Annotated in this window: 20 protein-coding genes; 9 read left to right on the top strand and 11 right to left on the bottom strand. The window is 46.6% G+C overall.

Features of this window, described 5'->3' with window-relative positions; genetic code table 11:
- The first annotated feature begins 39 nt into the window (after positions 1-39).
- From V2I46_00555 to V2I46_00540, 4 genes are read left to right on the top strand one after another with little or no spacing between them, the layout of a single operon-like run.
- The gene (locus tag V2I46_00555; GenBank protein ID MEE4175976.1) at positions 40-579 is read left to right on the top strand and encodes a DUF177 domain-containing protein; all 540 of its coding nucleotides are present in this window, start codon (positions 40-42) and stop codon (positions 577-579) included.
- Positions 580-608: 29 nt separating this feature from the next.
- Complete coding sequence (rpmF, locus tag V2I46_00550) at positions 609-794, top strand: 50S ribosomal protein L32 (GenBank protein ID MEE4175975.1); 186 nt, start codon at positions 609-611, stop codon at positions 792-794.
- A 42-nt stretch (positions 795-836) separates the two neighbouring features.
- Entirely contained in the window at positions 837-1,817 is a 981-nt protein-coding gene (plsX, locus tag V2I46_00545) for a phosphate acyltransferase PlsX (protein ID MEE4175974.1), read from the top strand.
- Between the two features lie 17 nt (positions 1,818-1,834).
- Entirely contained in the window at positions 1,835-2,833 is a 999-nt protein-coding gene (locus tag V2I46_00540) for a beta-ketoacyl-ACP synthase III (protein ID MEE4175973.1), read from the top strand.
- Between the two features lie 85 nt (positions 2,834-2,918).
- On the opposite strand, the gene V2I46_00535 is transcribed toward V2I46_00540, so the two are convergent.
- The 3 genes from V2I46_00535 to rsgA are packed head-to-tail and all read right to left on the bottom strand — an operon-like array spanning position 2,919 to position 4,667.
- Complete coding sequence (locus tag V2I46_00535; protein MEE4175972.1) at positions 2,919-3,260, bottom strand: nucleotide pyrophosphohydrolase; 342 nt, start codon at positions 3,258-3,260, stop codon at positions 2,919-2,921.
- 19 nt (positions 3,261-3,279) lie between these two features.
- The gene (dtd, locus tag V2I46_00530) at positions 3,280-3,732 is read right to left on the bottom strand and encodes a D-aminoacyl-tRNA deacylase (protein MEE4175971.1); all 453 of its coding nucleotides are present in this window, start codon (positions 3,730-3,732) and stop codon (positions 3,280-3,282) included.
- 14 nt (positions 3,733-3,746) lie between these two features.
- Positions 3,747-4,667 (bottom strand): ribosome small subunit-dependent GTPase A, encoded by a 921-nt coding sequence (gene rsgA / locus V2I46_00525; GenBank protein ID MEE4175970.1) that lies wholly within the window; start codon positions 4,665-4,667, stop codon positions 3,747-3,749.
- Positions 4,668-4,743: 76 nt separating this feature from the next.
- On the opposite strand from rsgA, the gene gldA reads away from it, so the two are divergent.
- Together gldA and metK are read left to right on the top strand one after the other, a co-directional pair.
- The gene (gene gldA / locus V2I46_00520; GenBank protein MEE4175969.1) at positions 4,744-5,652 is read left to right on the top strand and encodes a gliding motility-associated ABC transporter ATP-binding subunit GldA; all 909 of its coding nucleotides are present in this window, start codon (positions 4,744-4,746) and stop codon (positions 5,650-5,652) included.
- Between the two features lie 68 nt (positions 5,653-5,720).
- Positions 5,721-7,052 (top strand): methionine adenosyltransferase, encoded by a 1,332-nt coding sequence (gene metK, locus V2I46_00515; GenBank protein MEE4175968.1) that lies wholly within the window; start codon positions 5,721-5,723, stop codon positions 7,050-7,052.
- On the opposite strand, the gene nadD is transcribed toward metK, so the two are convergent.
- The 8 genes from nadD to V2I46_00475 all read right to left on the bottom strand — a co-directional run bounded on the left by nadD (position 7,049) and on the right by V2I46_00475 (position 16,345).
- Complete coding sequence (gene nadD / locus V2I46_00510; protein ID MEE4175967.1) at positions 7,049-7,642, bottom strand: nicotinate (nicotinamide) nucleotide adenylyltransferase; 594 nt, start codon at positions 7,640-7,642, stop codon at positions 7,049-7,051. The two genes, metK and nadD, sit on opposite strands and share 4 nt — an antisense overlap.
- Before the next feature lie 3 nt (positions 7,643-7,645).
- Positions 7,646-8,215, bottom strand: coding sequence for a guanylate kinase (gene gmk, locus V2I46_00505; protein ID MEE4175966.1), 570 nt, complete (start codon positions 8,213-8,215; stop codon positions 7,646-7,648).
- A 2-nt stretch (positions 8,216-8,217) separates the two neighbouring features.
- Positions 8,218-9,093, bottom strand: coding sequence for a YicC/YloC family endoribonuclease (locus V2I46_00500; GenBank protein MEE4175965.1), 876 nt, complete (start codon positions 9,091-9,093; stop codon positions 8,218-8,220).
- Between the two features lie 339 nt (positions 9,094-9,432).
- Positions 9,433-10,914, bottom strand: coding sequence for a glycosyltransferase (locus tag V2I46_00495; protein MEE4175964.1), 1,482 nt, complete (start codon positions 10,912-10,914; stop codon positions 9,433-9,435).
- A complete protein-coding gene (locus tag V2I46_00490) occupies positions 10,911-12,263 on the bottom strand; it encodes a HEAT repeat domain-containing protein (protein MEE4175963.1) in 1,353 nt (450 codons plus the stop codon). The genes V2I46_00495 and V2I46_00490 overlap by 4 nt, the downstream gene beginning before the upstream one ends.
- Before the next feature lie 15 nt (positions 12,264-12,278).
- Positions 12,279-13,562 carry a YaiO family outer membrane beta-barrel protein gene (locus tag V2I46_00485; protein MEE4175962.1) on the bottom strand — a complete coding sequence of 428 codons (1,284 nt, stop codon included), beginning with the start codon at positions 13,560-13,562 and terminating at the stop codon, positions 12,279-12,281.
- A gap of 88 nt (positions 13,563-13,650) precedes the next feature.
- Positions 13,651-14,013, bottom strand: a complete 363-nt coding sequence (locus tag V2I46_00480) for a response regulator transcription factor (protein ID MEE4175961.1) — start codon at positions 14,011-14,013, stop codon at positions 13,651-13,653.
- A gap of 406 nt (positions 14,014-14,419) precedes the next feature.
- Entirely contained in the window at positions 14,420-16,345 is a 1,926-nt protein-coding gene (locus V2I46_00475; protein ID MEE4175960.1) for a response regulator, read from the bottom strand.
- A gap of 210 nt (positions 16,346-16,555) precedes the next feature.
- On the opposite strand from V2I46_00475, the gene V2I46_00470 reads away from it, so the two are divergent.
- The 3 genes from V2I46_00470 to V2I46_00460 all read left to right on the top strand — a co-directional run bounded on the left by V2I46_00470 (position 16,556) and on the right by V2I46_00460 (position 19,139).
- Entirely contained in the window at positions 16,556-17,218 is a 663-nt protein-coding gene (locus V2I46_00470) for a porin family protein (GenBank protein MEE4175959.1), read from the top strand.
- A 139-nt stretch (positions 17,219-17,357) separates the two neighbouring features.
- On the top strand, positions 17,358-18,041 hold the full coding sequence (locus tag V2I46_00465) for a response regulator transcription factor (protein MEE4175958.1): 684 nt from the start codon (positions 17,358-17,360) through the stop codon (positions 18,039-18,041).
- 3 nt (positions 18,042-18,044) lie between these two features.
- Positions 18,045-19,139 carry a HAMP domain-containing sensor histidine kinase gene (locus V2I46_00460; GenBank protein ID MEE4175957.1) on the top strand — a complete coding sequence of 365 codons (1,095 nt, stop codon included), beginning with the start codon at positions 18,045-18,047 and terminating at the stop codon, positions 19,137-19,139.
- The last annotated feature ends 189 nt before the right edge of the window (positions 19,140-19,328 follow it).

The raw sequence follows: 19,328 nt of genomic DNA, 5'->3' as shown, positions 1-19,328 counted from the left end.
TTAGTTTTATCTTTGCAGCCTTTTATAAAAGAAAGCACTTTGAACCCGCTGAAACAGCTAAATATTGGTTTCGTAGGTCTTTCGCTTGGGAAACATGAATTCTCTTTCGGGATCGACGATGCCTTTTTTGCTTGTTTTGAGTACTCAGAAGTCACAAAGGGGAACCTTCAATTGGATCTGCTATTAGAAAAGCAGAACAACATGCTGGTCCTTGACTTCTTAATCAAGGGTTTTGTTGAACTGGTTTGCGATCATTGCCTGGAAACCTATCAGCAGTCCCTTGAAATAGAAAGAAGGCTATACGTTAAATTTGGCGATGCTTTTTCGGAACAGACCGATGAAATCATTGTGATCCCTGTTGGCGAGAGCCATTTCGACGTATCGCAGTTTGTTTACGAATATGTTCATCTGGCGCTGCCCATGCAGCGCATTCATGCGGAGGATGGTGTTCCCGGAAGGGGATGCGATCCGGCAATCGTGGAGAAGCTTAATCAATATCTCGCGGGTAAGCGTCCTGCAGGTCAAACTGGTGAAAACTCTCCCTGGGAAGCCCTGAAAGGGCTAAAGTTTAAAGATTAAGAAAACCCAATTATAATTGTAAAATTGCTATGGCACATCCAAAGAGTAAAATTTCCAAGACCCGCAGGGATAAGCGGAGGACGCATTACAAGGCGACAGAACCTGCCCTGACGACATGCCCCAACTGCGGAGCTACCAAGCTGATGCACCGGGTTTGCCCTGAGTGTGGTCACTACCGCGGTCAGCTTGCTATTGAGAAATCAGCAACTGCTTAAATTTTAGCCGGTTTGTCCGGCCTGTTCACCAAATTTTCTTCGATGAGAATTGGATTAGATGTCATGGGTGGTGACTTTGCCCCCAAAACAACTATTGAAGGAGCAGTCCTTGCTCAGCGAGTGGTTCCGGATACTGACAAGATAGTTCTGTTTGGTGATGAAAAAATCATTCGGGACCAGCTCCAGGTACTTGGAACCGACCCTGCAGTTTTTGACATTATTCATAGCCCCGAGGTAATTGGGATGGGTGAACAACCCACGCGTGCGTTTGCCCAGAAACCTGAATCCAGCATTTCCAAGGGTTTCAGATGCCTGAAAAAAAAACGCATTGATTCCTTTGCCAGCGCTGGGAATACGGGCGCCATGCTGGTGGGCTCTATTTACAGTGTAAATACCATGCAGGGTGTGATCCGCCCGGCAACCACCGCCATGATCCCCAAGGAAGACGGTAAACTTGGTGTTCTCATTGATGTAGGTACCAATCCCGACAGCAAGCCAGATGTCATGTACCAGTTTGGCCTGCTGGGCTCTCTGTATGCACAAAATGTTTACAACATCGATAATCCCAAAGTGGGCCTGCTGAACATTGGTGAGGAAGAAGATAAAGGGAGCCTGCTCACCCAGTCAGCTTTCCGCCTTATGAAAGAATCTTCTGATTTCAACTTTATTGGGAATGTGGAGAGCCGTGACCTCTTTAAGGACAAGGTGGATGTGGTGGTCTGTGACGGATTCACCGGGAATATCCTGTTGAAGAATATGGAAGCCATGTATCGCCAGATCGTGAAGCGGGGCTATGGCGATGATCCATTTTTTGCCCGTTTTAATTATGAAAATTATGGGGGGACGCCAATCCTGGGCATTAATGCCACCGTGGTCATCGGGCATGGCATCTCCAATGCAATAGCCATAAAAAACATGCTTCTCCATTCGAGAGAAGTCTTTTATGCCGGTCTGACTGAAAAAATCCACAATGCGATTGATCAGTATACCCAGGAAAAATTCTTTGACGCTGGTATGGAATAGGTTTTCTTTTTTTTCTTATGACAAAAATCAATTCATTAATAACTGGGATTCACGGTTATGTTCCGGATTATGTACTGACAAATCAGGAGCTCGAAACCATTGTTGACACAACGGATGAATGGATCACTACCCGAACGGGGATCAAGGAACGCAGGATCCTGAAGGGTGAGGGCAGGGGTACTTCCGATATGGGTGCCGAGGCAGTGAAGGGTTTGCTTGAAAAGCGGGGGATAGCCCCCTCCGAGGTTGATATGCTGATTTGCTGCACGGTAACCCCCGATATGAAGTTTCCTGCAACGGCCAATGTAATCAGTGATAAGGTGGGCATTCGAAATGCCTTCAGTTTTGACCTAAATGCTGCCTGCTCAGGTTTTATCTATGGTTTGATCACGGGGTCAATGTACCTTCAATCGGGCTTATACAAAAAAGTGGTGGTTGTGGGGGCTGACAAGATGTCCTCCATTGTAGACTATACCGACCGGCAAACCTGTGTGATCTTTGGCGATGGGGCAGGGGCCATTTTGCTGGAGCCTTCGGAGGAAGAACTCGGCATCAGGGATCACGAATTTCACTCAGATGGTTCCGGACGAATTCACTTGCATATGAAGGCTGGTGGATCGGTTAAACCCCCAAGCCATGAAACAATTGATTCCCGCGAGCATTATGTATACCAGGAAGGGCAGCCCGTCTTTAAATTTGCTGTCACCAATATGGCTGAAGTATCGGCTTCCGTGATCAGGAAGAACAATATGACTGGTGATGACATTGCCTGGCTGGTACCTCACCAGGCCAATCTTCGCATCATTGAAGCCACTGCCCGTCGTTCTTGCATCCCCATGGAGCGTGTGATGGTCAATATCCAGAAATACGGCAATACCACCAACGCCACCATCCCCCTCTGCCTCTGGGAGTGGGAGGAAAAATTGAAAAAGGGCGATAATATTATTTTAACGGCTTTTGGCGGTGGCTTTACCTGGGGTGGAATCTGGCTGAAATGGGCCTACGACTCCAATTAGTCCCTGCGATTCTTTCCAAAGATAAGTTTTCCCTTCCCTTCTTCCTTGGAACCATTCTGTTTCAAAAATCAATTATCCCTTATGCTCAAGTTCCGGGATTCTTCTTTAGTTTTGGATTTTCCTGGTGCCTTTGCGTGTCGCGCAGGGTTTTCTTTTGCAGGTTCTTTTCCAGGGCGGTTGTCAGGTCAATCCCCGTTTGGTTAGCAATGCAGATAAGAACAAACAACACATCAGCCAGTTCATCAGCCAGAAATTTTTCCCGGTCACTTTCCTTAAAGGACTGATCACCATAGGTGCGGGCCATGATTCTTGCTACTTCCCCAACTTCTTCAGTCAGCATGGCCAGATTGGTCAGTTCGCTGAAATACCTCACCCCGGTGGTGTTGATCCACTGGTCAATTTTATCCTGTGCTTCTCTTAATGTCATAAGGTCGCAGATTATTGAATTATTCCTTTGCCTTCGAATCAATAATGATGGTGACTGGTCCATCATTCACCAGTGCAACTTTCATCATGGCCCCAAAAATACCTGACTTCACCATAATTCCTGATTCCTTTTCCAATTGTTTCAGGAAGGATTCGTAAACGGGGACAGCACGTTCAGGTCCTGAAGCCCGGAAATAGGAGGGGCGGTTCCCCTTTTTTGTACTTGCATGCAGGGTAAATTGGCTGACAACCAAAATCCCGCCCCCGGTTTCCGTTACAGCCAGGTTCATTACTCCGTTTGCGTCATCGAAGATTCGAAGTCTTGCAATTTTACCAGCGAGCCAATTTACATCCTCCTGGGTGTCGGTGTCTTCAATGCCTGTTAGTATAAGCATACCCTTATCAATAGAACAATGCTCGTGCCCGTCAATTTCAACGCTGGCCTTTTCAACCCTTTGGATCACAACCCTCATATTCTAGTATTGATTTATGCGCGGGTATCTTCACCCAGCAGCATGTTTATATAGTTCTGATAACGTAAAATGCTGATCTTGCCGTTCTCTACTTCTTCCTTAACCCGGCAGCCCGGTTCGTTGTAATGAGTGCAGTTGTCAAAACGGCACTTGTTGAATAACTCGCGCATCTCAGGAAAATAATGCGATAGTTCCCAAGGCTCAAAGTCAACCAGTCCAAATTCCTTTATGCCCGGGGTGTCGATGATAAATCCGCCATTGCTCAGCTGGAACATTTCGGCAAAAGTTGTGGTATGCCGCCCTTTTAAATGCACATGTGAGATGGTTTGAACCTTCAGGTTCAGCGCTGGTTCAATGGCGTTGATAAGAGTCGATTTGCCTACCCCTGAATGACCGCTCAACAGGGTTGTCTTGTTGCGAAGGGTCTCCCCGAAGGCGTCGGTGTTTTCCCTTTCAGTGGCTGAAACCATAAGGCTGGGGTACCCTGCCTGCCGGTACATTTGCAGAAGCTGATCGAGGTAATCCAGACTTTCTTCATCGTAAAGGTCCGTCTTGTTGAAAACAATCACAGCAGGAATGCTGTAAGCCTCGCAGGTTACCAGGAAACGGTCGATAAAGCCTGTGGAGGTTCTCGGCTCCGCCAGGGTGGCTATTACCATGGCCTGATCCAGGTTGGCAGCAATGATATGGGTTTGACGGCTCAGGTTTGTAGCCTTCCGGATGATATAATTTCTCCGGTCTTCAATCGAATAAATGATCCCTTTGTTTTGGTCGGGCTCGATCGTAAATTCGACATGGTCGCCTACGGCCAGGGGATTGGTTGACTTGATGCCCGATATTTTAAACTTCCCGCGCAGACGGCATTCGTGGCGCTGGCCGGTATCATCCATGACGGTATACCAGCTTCCTGTGGACTTTGTGACGATTCCTTTCAAGCCAAACCTTATCTTTAATTTATTACGGCTGAATTTTTTATAAAATTAGTAATTTAGCGCAAACCCCATAGTGTGTATGTCTATTGAAGCAAAAGAAGTAACCCGCTTATTCGGGACCCAGAAAGCCCTCGATAAAGTATCCTTTTCCATCAGGCAGAGTGAAGTTGTAGCCCTGCTGGGACCCAACGGTGCTGGGAAATCTACCATGATGAAGATCCTGACCTGTTACCTTCCTCAAACCGATGGGCAGGTGTCGGTGTTTGGCTTCGATGTCGTTACCCAGCCTTTGGAGGTGCGACGCCGTGTAGGTTATCTGCCAGAACACAATCCCCTTTATCTGGAGATGTACGTTAGGGAATACCTTGAATTCGTAGCTGGGATCCATAAGTTGGGTAAAGATTCCCGTAAAAGGGTGGATGAGATGATCGGGATGACCGGGCTGAGTCTTGAGGCAGGAAAAAAAATCGGGGCCCTTTCGAAGGGTTACCGCCAGCGTGTAGGGCTGGCCCAGGCCCTGATACACGATCCCAGTGTCCTGATCCTTGATGAACCCACCTCAGGCCTCGATCCCAATCAGCTGGAAGAGATACGCATGCTGATCCGCAACATTGGGAAGGAAAAGACTGTACTGCTTTCAACGCACATTATGCAGGAAGTAGAGGCTGTTTGCGATCGGGTGATCATTGTTAACCGCGGCCATGTGGTGGCCGATGCGCCCACCCACCAGGTGCAACTGCTCAATCAAACCTCACGGATCATTCGCGTGAGTTTCGATAAGCCATTCCCTGTTAAGGCCCTGCAGAAAATGGAAGGGGTGGTGGATGTGATCCTGTCCGGTGAAGCCAGTTGCAGGATTTTCACCCAGAGTGAGCGCGACCTCAGGCCCGAGGTATTTCATTATGCCGTAAAAAACGGTCTGGTAATCCTTTCCATGGATCACGAAGAGCAATCCCTCGAGCAAGTGTTTCGTCAACTTACGGCCTGAACCGGTTAATTAAATAATAATCATTACCTTTGCAGGTCAATTTTTCCAATCATATAGCATTTTAAAACATGGGATATTTATTTACCTCTGAATCGGTTTCAGAAGGGCATCCGGATAAAGTTGCAGATCAGATTTCTGATGCATTGCTTGATGAGTTCTTACGTCAGGACCCCAATTCCAAGGTGGCCTGCGAAACCCTTGTTACCACCGGTCTGGTCGTATGCGGGGGTGAAGTGAAAACTGATGCTTATGTTGACATACAAAGCGTTGTCAGGGATGTCCTGAAAGAGATCGGGTATACTGATTCGGCCCTGAAGTTTGAGGCCGAATCCTGTGGTGTCATTTCTGCCATACATGAACAGTCACCCGATATTCGTCAGGGCGTTGAACGTTTCCTGGAAGAAGATCAAGGGGCAGGCGATCAGGGAATGATGTTTGGTTATGCTTCCCGAGAAACGGACGAATATATGCCCCTTTCGCTCGACCTTTCACACATCTTGTTGCAGCAATTGGCCCGCATCCGTAAGGAGGGTAAGGTGATGACCTACCTGCGTCCCGACAGCAAGTCGCAGGTCACCATTGAATATGATGAAGGCCATCAGCCCATTCGCCTTGATACCATTGTGATCTCCACGCAGCACGACGAGTTTGTACTTCCCACCGACGATTCTTTCGAAGCCAAAGAACTGGCTGAGAGGGAAATGCAACAGCAGATCAAAGAGGATATCATCAAATATCTCATTCCTTCCGCAATGGATGAGCTGCCCGTTAGAGTCAAGCCTTTGTTTGAGAATGGCTACCGGTTGCTTGTCAACCCCACCGGCAAGTTTGTGATTGGAGGGCCTCATGGCGATACTGGCCTGACCGGGCGCAAGATTATTGTCGATACTTATGGAGGTAAAGGCGCGCACGGTGGAGGTGCTTTTTCAGGAAAAGATGCCAGCAAGGTGGACCGTTCGGCTGCCTATGCGGCCAGACATATCGCACGCAATATGGTGGCTTCAGGCCTTGCCGATGAGGTGCTCGTTCAGTTGGCATATGCTATTGGGGTGGCAGACCCCGTTGGTGTCTTTATCAACACCTATGGCACGGCACGCGTTAATCTTTCCGATGGCCAGATCGCAGATAAAATTCAGCAAATATTCGATCTCAGGCCTTTTGCTATCATTCACCGCTTTGGGCTGAAGGACCCCATTTTCAAAAGAACCACCACCTACGGGCATTTTGGCCGCAGCCATTATAAGGAGAAGGTCGAAGTGTTTTACGATGGGCCCGGCGTTGAGGAAGAAGAGGTAAAACGCGATGGAAAAACCGTAAAAAAGAAACTCAAAGAAGTGGAGTTTTTTGCCTGGGAAAAGGAAGACTATGTGGAGATCCTGAAGAAGGAATTTGGCCTCTAATCCAGGTATCTTTTCTCTTTTATCCTTCTGTACACTTTCTCAGGCAGCATATAGCGGGGGTCTTTCCCACTGCGGAATGCTTCCCTGATAAAGGTAGATGAGATCTCGATCAGCGGGGCCTCTATGGTCTTTACCCTCTCATGCTTTTCATAATCTGATCCCATCGTGTTTTTGCGCGGATACACGTATATATCAGTTTCCGAAAGGATCTTCTCATTATTTTTCCATTGATCGAATACCTTCAGGTTGTCGCTGCCAATGACCAGCACGAAATCCCTTTCGGGAAACTCTTTTCTAAGGATCTCTAAGGTTTTGTAGGTATAAGATGGCCGTGGAAGGCTCATCTCCCGCTCGCATATTCTGAATCCCTGCTGGCCTTCCAGGGCCAGGTGCAAAAGTTCCAGCCTGACCTCGTCGGTCAGCAGGTCGCTTTGATCCTTCAGGGGGTTATGTGGCGTAATCACGAACCAGATCTCCTGCAGATCAGTGTATTGGAGGAGGTGATGGGCAATGATCAGGTGCCCGGTATGCACCGGATTAAAAGAGCCCGAAAACAAACCCGTACGGATCTTTGATTTCTGTTCTTTCATCCTTCATGGGTTTTGAAGAAATTCCAGGACCAGCCCTTCAGCCTCTGCAATGGCAGTTTCCAGAACATCATTGACCACGATACGGTCAAACACACGTGAAAAACTTAACTCGTACCCGGCTTTGGTAAGCCTTTTTTTAAGGCTTTCGGGGCTTTCAGTCTTACGATTCACCAGTCGTTTTTCCAGTTCTTCCAGGGATGGCGGCATCACAAAAATGGCCAGTGCCTTATCCCCAAATTGCTTTTTGATAGTAATGCCACCGGCAACATCCACATCGAACACTACATGATGTCCTTTATTCCAGATGCGTTCGATCTCTGCATACAGGGTGCCGTAATAACTCCCTTCGTAAACCTCTTCCCATTCCAGGAATTCGTTGTTGTCGATCTTCTCCCTGAACGATTCGGGGCTAAGAAAGTAATAATCCACCCCATCGACCTCGCCTGGTCGCATTGGCCTGCTGGTGGCTGAAACGGAAAACTCCAGCTGCGGCATTTTTTTGAGGAGGGCCTTGACGATACTGGTCTTGCCGGCGCCTGATGGGGCAGAAAATATGAATAGCTTCCCTTCCATGCCTATAAAATATTCAACAGTTGCTCCTTGACCTTTTCCAACTCATCCTTCATCTGTACAACAAACTTCTGGATGTCGGCATCGTTGGCCTTGCTGCCTATGGTATTGATCTCTCGCCCGATCTCCTGTGAGATAAACCCCAACTTTTTGCCCGCGATTTCCTCGGTACGCATCGTGTCTTCAAAATAATCGAGATGCTTGGCCAGGCGAACCTTTTCCTCGGTGATGTCCAGTTTCTCCAGGTAAAAGATCAGCTCCTGCTCAAAGCGGTTTGGGTCAGGGGTCCCGGCATCCTTCAGCTCGCTAAGACCTTTCAGCAGCCTGCCCTTCAGTGTTTCAATCCGCTGGGACTCAAGGGGTGCAATCTGCCCCAATAGATTTCGTATCACCTCAATGCGTGCGTGCAGGTCCTCGGCCAGGTGGGCACCTTCCGACTGCCTGAAGGCGTCAGCCTGCTCCATGGCCTCGCGAATGGCTTGTTCGATGGCCATCCATTGTTCTTCATTCTCTTCCTGGGGGCTTTGCTTCAGCACCTCGGGGAAACGGGTGATGGTAGTGATCAAATCATTGGGCAAGGGCGCCTGAAGGCCTTCGGCAATATCAACCAGTTCACGGTAATATTTTTCAAGCAAAGGCCGGTTGATGCTTATATCAGTATTCGCTGCGAAATTCTCTATGGCCATGTGTACTTCCACCTTACCCCTTACAAGCACTTGCCCGGCCAGGTTCCGGATGATCTGTTCCTTTTCCCTGTAATTTCCGGGAATTTTTAGCGAAACGTCCAGGGTCTTGCTGTTTAGCGACCTGACTTCCACGGCAACACTGCTTCCATCCAGCTGGCAAGTCGATTTGCCAAAGCCTGTCATCGATTTGATCATGGTGTTTTTTTTACAAAATTAACATAATTAGGCTTTGTTGATTTCATTCAGAGAGCCGGATACAGAAAAGCCACTAAACAAATGCCCCGCTCGATCAAATAACTGGCTTCTTTGCCCTTATTATTTCGTTGTCTGTTTCATTCACTTTGGAAGACAACTCATAGTTTAACCGGTGTTTAACCGTTTTAAAACGGTTAAACACCGGTTAAACACCGGTTAAACCTAAAGTTTGCCATTATTATATCTGGCGTTTGTTCCCCAAAAAAGAGGGGGCTGTCGCCTTCACAGGAAAACTCCTGCAGGGACAGCCCCGGGGGGTTGGGAAAGGAAGGGAAAAGTTTAGGATGCGAGAGTTTCTGGCTGAGCACCTTCCACTTCTTTGATTTCTTTGTCTTGATCGCCATCTCCGGAAAAGCCTTGCCTGTCCATCTTGCCCCAAGTCTTTTCGCCAATGAAAAACTTGAAGTTTCCGCGAATGGTCGAGAACAAAATGACCGGATGATAAAAGATGGGCTCGAGCACCGAGGTGAATAGCATCTTCACGACTTCCCGCCGTTTATTATAGCGGTGGAACGACAATTCTTCGAACAATACGGCCCAGAAGCTAAGGGTTATGGCAAACAGGAATACCGTGGCCAGCAGCAGGAAAAAGAAGGGCCAGTTGGGATATCCCAGAATTGCAATAATAATGAAGTACACGATTCCGATGAATTCAATGATGGGAGCGAGCCACTCAAGGAAGAACCAGTAGGGGTGACCCAGCAAGCCCAATGCTTTGTAGCGCGGGTTAAAGAACAATTTGAAATGTTTGAATAGGCTTTCCATGGTGCCGCGTGTCCAACGGTCGCGCTGACGAGTAAGCACCTTCAGGGTTGATGGGGCTTCTGTCCAGCAAAGGGGGTCGGGAATATAGATCACGCGGTACTTCTCTTTATGCTCGGCCATATAGCGGCGCATCCTGACAATGAGTTCCATGTCTTCACCCACCAGGTTGGTGTTGTAGCCCCCGCACTTGATTACCACATCGCGGTCAAACATCCCGAAGGCTCCTGAGATCAGCAACAGACCATTCAATTTACTCCATGCCATACGACCCATCAGGAAGGCGCGGGTATATTCCAGTACCTGTATCCGGGGCAGGAAGCGTTTAGGTAAATTTATTTCTGTAATCCTTCCATCTTCAATTTTACAGGAGTTGGCAATGCGGATGACTCCCCCGGAAGCAATAACCTTGTGCCCATCTTCTTCGAGGAAAGGTTTGGCCATAATCAGCAGGGCGTCTTCAACAAGGATAGAGTCGACGTCGATAGCCGAGATATAGTCTTTTTGCGCAAGATTAATGCCCACGTTCAGGGCATCGGCCTTCCCGCCATTTTCCTTATCAACAACAATGAGTTTAGAAAATGCCTTATTGCGTGATTTGTAGATGGCTTTAACCGGCTTAGTTTTCAGTTTTTGTTCAAACAAAAGATTTACCGGCTCCAGGTCGTAGGCCTTGATGACCTTTTCCATTGAGTCATCGGTGCTCCCATCATTTATGATGATGACCTCAAAATCGTTGTAGTGAAGGGAGAGGAGGCTGCGGATGTTATCGACGATGGTTTTACCCTCATTGTAAGCGGGAGCGATCACTGAGATGGATGGGGCCAGTGGTGAAGACAACAGGACATTATAGTCGACAAAACTATTTTTCCTCATGTAACGCAGCATGGCAATGGCCGAGAATACTGCCAGGGCAGTATATGACCCGAAAATGAAAATGGTCAGGATGATGATACCATTTTCCACAATAAATTGCAGGGCTTTGAAAAATTCTATCATTGTACTGCGGTTTGTTTTGCGTTCTCAATTATCTTACGAAGGTCTTCATCGGCATTGACCAAAATCTTGTCGAGCAGTTCCATTCCGCCAGGTTTCAGTTCGCGGACGATAGCCACTGTCTTTTTCAGGATATCGAAGTCTTTATCGGTCCGCAACACCTGCTCGAGGAAGGGGAGGTCATCGGAAGTGGCAATGGTTCCCAGGGCTTCGATTACAGCTTTACGGTTGTGATCCATGTTGAGGTTATAAAAGACATCACCTTCTTTTTCTTCTTGGGGCTGGTCCTTAATATACACCTCTTTTAATAATCCCGCATTTTCGGAAACCTCAAACATATCCAGGGTTTTGATGGCTGCTTTACGGACTTTTGGGTTTTGGTGTTCGAGCAATTCCAGAACCTTTGGCCACGATTGCAGTTGTTTGTTCAGGCCTGCCAGTTTGGTAACAAAGATGACCACACTGTCGTTCTCACTATTCATCCAGCGGTCGAAAGAATCAATTTTTATCTGGTGGTAATTAAGGGTATTCAGAATATTGATCTGTTCCCATTCTGTCAGCTCATATTTCAGCTCATCGAGGAACCCCAGGGGGTCTTCTTCATTCAGTTTCACCAGCGCAACCTGTGATTCAATACGCAGAATTTTATTCTTTGAGTTAATGTAATTAGCAATGTTTCGGTTAGCATCTTTCACGTCCATCTGGGCCAGTTCACTGAACCCTTTGGCTTTGATATTCCACCGGCCGGAATTAACTTTCCGCATCGAGTCCTTGTACAATTCCAGGTTGAAATACAGGTCGCGCAAACGGTTGGCTGCTTCTCCATACAGGTTGTTGTGGAGCGAAAGCAACTCGTTGATGAAGATTTCCCGGTTTCCTTCGTGGTGAATCCCGGTGAACTCAAAGGTTTGATTGTCTTCGCCAAACAGAAAGTTGGTAAGTTCTTCCTGGTAAATCTCACGGATCTCCTTTGCCTGCCTTCGCTCCCGGGTCTTGATGGTTCGGTTGACGATGATAAAAGTAAAAAGCAGGATAAGGCTGATGATCAGGTAAATTACGATTACCACCAGGATCTTGACCTTCAGGCTGGCCTGTCGATACCGGTTGACAAACCATTCCCAAAGATCTTTTGTCGAAAGCTCGGTGATTTTTCCCAGGCTATCGTTTGCGGTTTCAGCCGGGGCAGGGCTTTCATCAATTTGAACAGTATCATTGGAATCATTGCCAGGGGTCTGGGCGTAAGCGGTTGCTTGAGCTTCCAGAAAAAGCCCTGTAACCGATAAAAAAACCAGTATGCTGAAAAAAACCTTGATGGTTCTTATTCCTGTAGTCATTGTATTGCGTTTTTTCATGATGCCTGGCAGTTTTTAAAACAAATAAGCAATGCCGGCCTCAACCGAATATTTATTGCCCCAGACACCGTTTTTGTAATACTGGTATCCAGCCCCCGCCCTGATAATGAGTTGTGGGGTGGCTTTCTGCTGATACCAAAGCATCACCTTGTTGCTTTCCAGGTTATAAACCTCCGCACCAATCAGGGCATCATCATCGGCTGAGAACCCTGTCCCTGCTGTAATCGATAGATGGTGATCGGGTGAAGAGAAATACCTGCGGATGGTAAAGAAATAGGACTGTGAACTGGGGGTGTTGCTGGCAAAGGTGAAAAAGGGCCTGAAACTGAAATAATACTGCTTGTAATATTTGCTAAGCGACCCGGTCACAATAAACAGGTCGTTTTCCTCAAAATTGAGTAATCTGAATCCTGCCGAAGCTTCCCAAGCCCGGGGGAGCTTTTGGAACAGTTCAAGACCACCCCTGAATATGGGAAATAATTTTTCGTGGGGTGAGTATCCTGCATTTAAATACAGGTAGGTGCCGGGACCTAGGGAAGGGTAGGCATCCATCTCAATCTGTGCGCCTGTCAGTTCATATCGGTTTGCAACATTTACCCTTGCAATGACGGTGCCAAGGGTCTGGGTGCGGCGGCCGTATTCAGCATAAAACAGATGCCAGGAATTGGCCATCTCAAAATAATCTCCCCGGTATCCCACACCCACGAAGTTCCGGAGCCGACCTACCTCTATGGTCGACAAAAGCATCTTGGCATCCCGGTGCGTAGGATCAATGTCGAGGATCTGATTCAACAGGATGACCGTGGGTTGGTATTCACCCAGCTCGTTGAGCATCTGGGCTTTTCTGAACAATAAGTCGGGGTTGTTAGGATCGGTAATGATTACCTTGTCAAAATATTCAATGGCTTCCTGATATTCGCCTGCCCAGGCCAGGTTATCGGTCATGGCCAGCAGGGCCGATTTGTTGGCAGGTTCTTTTTCGAGGACGCCTTCCAGGATCTCTTTGGCTTCATCATAGCGCTTTTCCCACGACAAGGTGCGTGCCATCAAAATACTGGCATCGTGGTAATCGGGGTTTAGGTCCAGGATTTGCTGGCACAACTCCCTGGCCGCTTCCCCTTCCTGCTCAAAGGCAAGGTCCTGGGCCTGAAAGAACAGGTCATCGAGGTTGAGCTGGGGAACAGGAAGCCCCTGTCCCTGGGAGGTCGCCGGCATCACGATAACCATCAGTAAAAACAGAGGCAGTAGCATCAGCTTACTTATGGGTCTTTTCGATATTCGGGTGGATAGTCTTTTCATAAAAAAATCTTCATTGAAAACCCCAGCATCTTTCATTGTTGGATTAAAAAGTTGCAAAAAGGTCCTGTTTTCCAATGGGTGACAATGGTTATCGCCTGATTAAAAACCGTTTTACCCTAATGGATAATTCATTGGGGCTGAATGGCTTGGTCAGGTAGTCATCGGCCCCTAGCTTAAAGGCTTCAATGATTGTTTCCTCATTGCCTACCTTTGAAAGCACAATGATCGGGGTTTCCTTTTTGAGCTCATTTTTCATCAGGTTGATCAGCTCCAGCCCCCCGCTAAAGGGCATCAGCAGGTCGGTAATAACCAGGTCATACCTTTCGGATTTCAGCTTCTCGGTAGCCATCCGTCCGTCGTTGGCAATGTCTACCTCGTATCCTTCCCTGGTTAATTTGTGCTCAATAGCTTTGATGACCATATAGTCATCCTCGCAAACGAGAATCTTCATTTTTATGTAATTTAAAGTTGTAAGTTTCTTTTCAGATCGTTGCCTTTTGGTAATTGATGCCCGAGTCCTTTCGTAGTCTGGCAGGTGTTGAACCCCTTATTTTTTTTCTTTTTTCAGGGACAACTTAAAAACGCCCTTTTTTTCACTACAAAGATTGAACAAAATTTACACTGAATTTATCAGGGTATTTACCGAATTTTCGGGTATTTTGCACTGGAGAACATTCCGTATTCCTACTGAAAGACTAATAATCCCTTTTCAAAAATATTTCTGACCCCGGTTCTGAATTGCTTTTCTCCGATCTTACGGTCATTTTTTCATGCAAATCAAACAAAGGCTTTAACTAATTAGCATCCGAATGAACCCATCCAGATAATTTTAACTTTTTTGAAAAGAACAGGGAACCTTAGCTGAAATTCTTCAGTTCGTCTTTCAGTTGGTCAATAGCCAGACCAATAATGCGTGCAATCCTTTCGACCAGTAAAGGAATCTTTTCAAGGTTTTCGAGATGCTGAGCAAAGTTTTCTACCTTTTCCACCTCATCCTCAATTTGGTGAATGCCCATGTATACCACCTGGGGCTTTAATTTGTGGGCAATCTGGCGCACTTCTTCCCATTCCTCTTCCTGAACCTTCTTTTCAAGGTTTTCCATCACAGGAGGGGTATTATCAATGAAATAGGAGATCATCGTTGAAGAAAACTCTTGATCACCCTCGCTGATTTCTTCCAGGTAACTCAAATCAAAGCACCTCTCATGGGGTGTCATATCTGTTTGTTTGGGAGGTTTTTCCATATCAATGGATTTTTTTTGCCTGTATTCGGTAATCAGTTTCTTTAATTTAGTTCTCAGATCATCCAGATTGTAAGGTTTTGGAACAAAATCGTCGGCTCCTGCCTTGAGACATTGTTCCCTTGCATTTCCTCCGATGCTCGCCGTGATGCCTATGATGGGGATCCGGTGATAGGGTTTCGAAGAGTCGGACCTTATGGCCTCAATGGTTTGAAGTCCGTTCATCCCTGGCATCTGAACATCCATAAGCACCAGGTCGTAAGCAAAGACCCTGAGCCTTTCAAGCACATTAAAACCTGTCCTGACGAAGTCAGCTTCAAGGCCCATTTTCTGCAACTGATGCTTCATTACCAGCTGGTTGAGTTCTACATCTTCCGCCACAAGTATTTTGGCATCTGAGGGAAAATCTGGCGCAGGTTCCTGCAATGACTCATGCTCAGCCTGGATTTCAGTGGCAGGTGATAAGCGGAATGGTAATGTAAAATGAAAATAAAAAGCTTGCGGGTTTTCTTCCTCAAGCAGGATCTTCCCATCAAGGTTCGAAATTTCTGATCTTATTAGTTCCAGTTCCCGGTTTTTCCCATGATCCGGAGCTTCGACAGGCGATGGAGTATCAATCGCGGAAGTTGAATATTGCCCAAGAAAGAAGAAAGAGATTTCAATTCGATCATCTAAGGCAGGTTCATTTAGGGCCGAGATCCTTAATGAACGCAGATCGCTCCGCAGAAAAAGATAATCAGTGATGTGATTGACCAGCCTATTTAGCTTCTTTTCATCCCCGTAAACTTCTTTCGATAGATTGTCATCCACCTCCAGCTTTGTTGTAATTCCTTGCGATGAGGCCTGTTGCGAAAAAAAAGAGGGAAATTTCTCTATGGTTTCTTTCACATTGAAGGGTAAGGAAACTGGAAGGACAGGGGAGGTGGTTTTTACACAAGAGTGCAGCAGTTCCTCGATCATAGCCGACAACTGATCGGCCGATTGTCTCATTTTGCTGATATAATCCCTTTGCTTCTCATCCAGTGGTGTGTCCTGCAAAAGGCCGCAAAGTGCCGTGAGATTATATAGGGGGTTACGTAAGTCGTGGGCAAGATTAGAAAAATCCCTTACGGGTGGTTCGATAGTCTCCTTTTGCTCACCAGGCTTACTATTCTCAGGCAGAAGAATAAGCAGATGATGTCCAGAAGGGTCCATTCCCGGCGTGGGATAAAAAGTGGCATAAAAACCGATTGCCTGACCGCCCAGGTTTCTTAAACATATTTTTCTTCGCCAGGTCTTTCCTGACCGGATTAATTCTGTCAATTCTTCCTTAAAACCTTCATGATGGGAGCCCGTATAAAGCAAGTCAGACAAAGGACCCTGAACATCTGTCAGGCTAAAACCCGTTAAAGTCTTGAATCTGCTGTTCACGTATGTGATTTTGCCGTGCTCGTTAACCATGACCAGCGGGCAGCTCTCATCCAGGGCATACCAATACAAATCCAGTAACTCTTCGGTTTTATTCCCTTCATGGGTATTGTTATGGATTCCGTTTGAGATCATTTAGCAATTAATTCATTTCCGCCCACGCAGTACCTTTGCTGATTACAAGGAAAAAACTTATAAGCAACAAACATTCATCGCTTAATTAGCTAATTCAAATTTATTGCATTTTCTCCATCTTTTAACCATTTGTCGCAAAAAAAAATAAATAAAAGAGTTAATTTTGTTAATATTGGTAAAAATAATGAGGCTTTCATGTCTTAAAACTTTTTGGAACAGGAGATTATGGTGAAACGGCAAATAATCTTTTTCGTGGCCATTATTTTATTTGTTTTGTGGCCGTGGAAGATGGCCTTGGGGCAAGGTTTTGGTGGCGGCCTGAAAGGAGGCCTTGCTGCCAGCGAGGTTTCAGGCGACAACTTGGGCGGACCCGATAAACTGGGCTGGTTTGCAGCTGTTTTTACCAATACCGCTTTGGGTGACATAACCAGGATTCAGCTCGAGCTGATGTATATCCAGAAAGGTAGCCGTTCAACACCCGATGAAAAGAACAATTTTTATGATTACCGCTTTGCCTTGCAATATGTCGAAATTCCCTTCTTACTCATTGTTGACTTCCCCTGGGGCGGAGGAGGGCGGTTTGCCGACCGGCTGTCACTTGAAACGGGCCTTTCGGCTGCGTTTCTGGTAGGGTCAGAGGAAATGGAAAATGACCGCATGTTGGATCTTTCCGAGGAAAAGCCCTTTCATGGGGCAGAACTAAACCTGCTTCTGGGCTTTTATTATCCAGTGACCAGCCAACTCAATTTTCACCTGCGTTTTTCCCAGGGCATTACCCCGCTTAGGCCCCACGAGGGTGGCACTTCCGTTTGGTACAACCGGGGTCAGTATAACACTGCCTGGACCTTTGGCATATCCTGGAACTTGCTTTAAAGAAGAATAGACCACTTCTACCTGTTAAGAAAAGGTTAAGTTTATTTTAAGTAAACTATAAATGAGCCTGTTAAGGCTGGGTTTTGATAGTACTCCCAAAAAAATAACGTAATTTTGCCCCGTTTATAAAATGTTCTGAATGAATCAGGAAAATTTCCGCATTCTATTGGTCGACGATGAGCCCGACATCCTTGAGTTTATTGGCTATAATCTTACCCGCGAAGGTTATTCGGTTTTTAAGGCAGAGAATGGGCTGCAAGCCTTGAAAATGGCCAGGCAGGTGTTGCCTCACCTGATTATCCTGGATGTGATGATGCCCGAAATGGATGGGATGGAAACCTGTGTGGAACTTAGGAAATTTCCTGAATTGTCGCATACGGTCATTGCCTTCCTTACTGCGCGTGGTGAGGACTATTCACAGCTGGCGGGCTTTGATGCTGGTGCTGATGATTATATTACCAAACCCATCAAGCCCAGTCTGCTCATCGGGAGGGTGAAAGCCCTGTTGCGGCGCTCAAAGCAAACGACCCCCGAAACAGATAGCCTTCAAGCTGGTACTATTCGCATTGACCGCGAACGCTACCTGGTTATTAAGGATCAGCAGGAAATCACCTTACCAAAAAAGGAATTTGAGTTGCTTACCCTGCTTGTTTCAAGGCCCAACAAAGTCTTCTCCCGCGAAGAGATCTTTGCAAGTGTTTGGGGCACCGATGTGGTGGTTGGCGACCGGACCATTGATGTGCACGTAAGGAAACTGCGCGAAAAGATAGGCATTGAAAACATCAAAACCGTTAAAGGCGTTGGCTATAAATTCGAGGTTTAAGAAATGATCAAAAATGCAACCCCGCGGAAACTTGCCCTGATCACCTCCCTGATCGTTTCTTTAGGTTTCTCCCTGGCATACGGTATTACTTCCCTACTGGTTTACGGGGAGCTTCTCTGGAAAACCCTTCTGGTGGGTAATATGGTTCTTTTTGTTATCTCCTTTTTTCTGTTCCGATACATCCTTGAGCGGTTTATTTATGATCGCATCCGTTTGATATATAAGACTATACATGACCTGAAAGCCCCAAAAAGCCAGAAAAAGCCGAGGGTTGCTGACAAAACCGATATCATTCAGGAAACCAATCAGGAAGTGCTTGCCTGGGCTTCCGACAAGAAAAAAGAGGTGGAAGAGCTAAAAAAGCTGGAGACCTATCGTCGTGAATTTCTGGGTAATGTGTCTCATGAACTCAAAACCCCCATTTTTAACATCCAGGGGTATGTGCTGACCCTGCTCGACGGGGGCATGGATGATCCGGAGATCAACCGAAAATACCTGATGCGAACCGAACAGAGCATCGACCGGATGATCAGTATTATCGAAGATCTTGAAGCCATTGCAAAAATGGAGTCGGGCGAATTAAAGCTGAATATGTCGTCCTTCGATATCGTTGCCCTTGCCCGCGATGTCATGGATTTTATGGAGATCAAGGCAGCAACCCGTAACATTCATTTGCATTTTGGCCGGAATTATGATTCACCCATCAATGTCCATGCCGACCGCCAAGGCATACAGCAGGTACTGACCAACCTGCTTGTTAATTCTATCAAATATGGTACCGAAAATGGACGAACCAAGATCAGTTTCTTCGACATGGATGAAAACATCCTGATTGAAGTAACGGATAGTGGCATCGGGATACCCCGCGAAGAACTGCCCAGGGTCTTTGAACGCTTTTACCGGGGCGACAAGAGTCGTTCTTTCCGCGAAGGCGATGGCGGCACGGGTCTGGGCCTGGCCATTGTGAAGCACGTCATCGAAGCCCACAACCAAACCATCAATGTCAGGAGTACCCTGGGTGTGGGAACCACTTTTGCCTTTACCCTCAGCAAGGCAAAAAGCCCTTCAGGCGCCATAAGAAATGTATTTCTCATCTGATTTTCAGGGGGAAACACCCCCACTTCCCTGACCTTTTTTTGGTTAATTTCTCGTTAATAACTTTTTTCCCAAGCTGTTTGAAAAAAAGATACTTTTGCCCATCTTTAACACCGCTGAAAAAGCGATTTAACATTGTTTTAACAAAAAGTTAAGATTCCGGTAAAATGAATTGTTTTTCAATTCCTTATA

It is taken from the genome of Bacteroides sp. (assembly GCA_036351255.1).
GTDB lineage: Bacteria > Bacteroidota > Bacteroidia > Bacteroidales > UBA7960 > UBA7960.
This window is presented reverse-complemented; position numbering and strand designations above follow the sequence as displayed.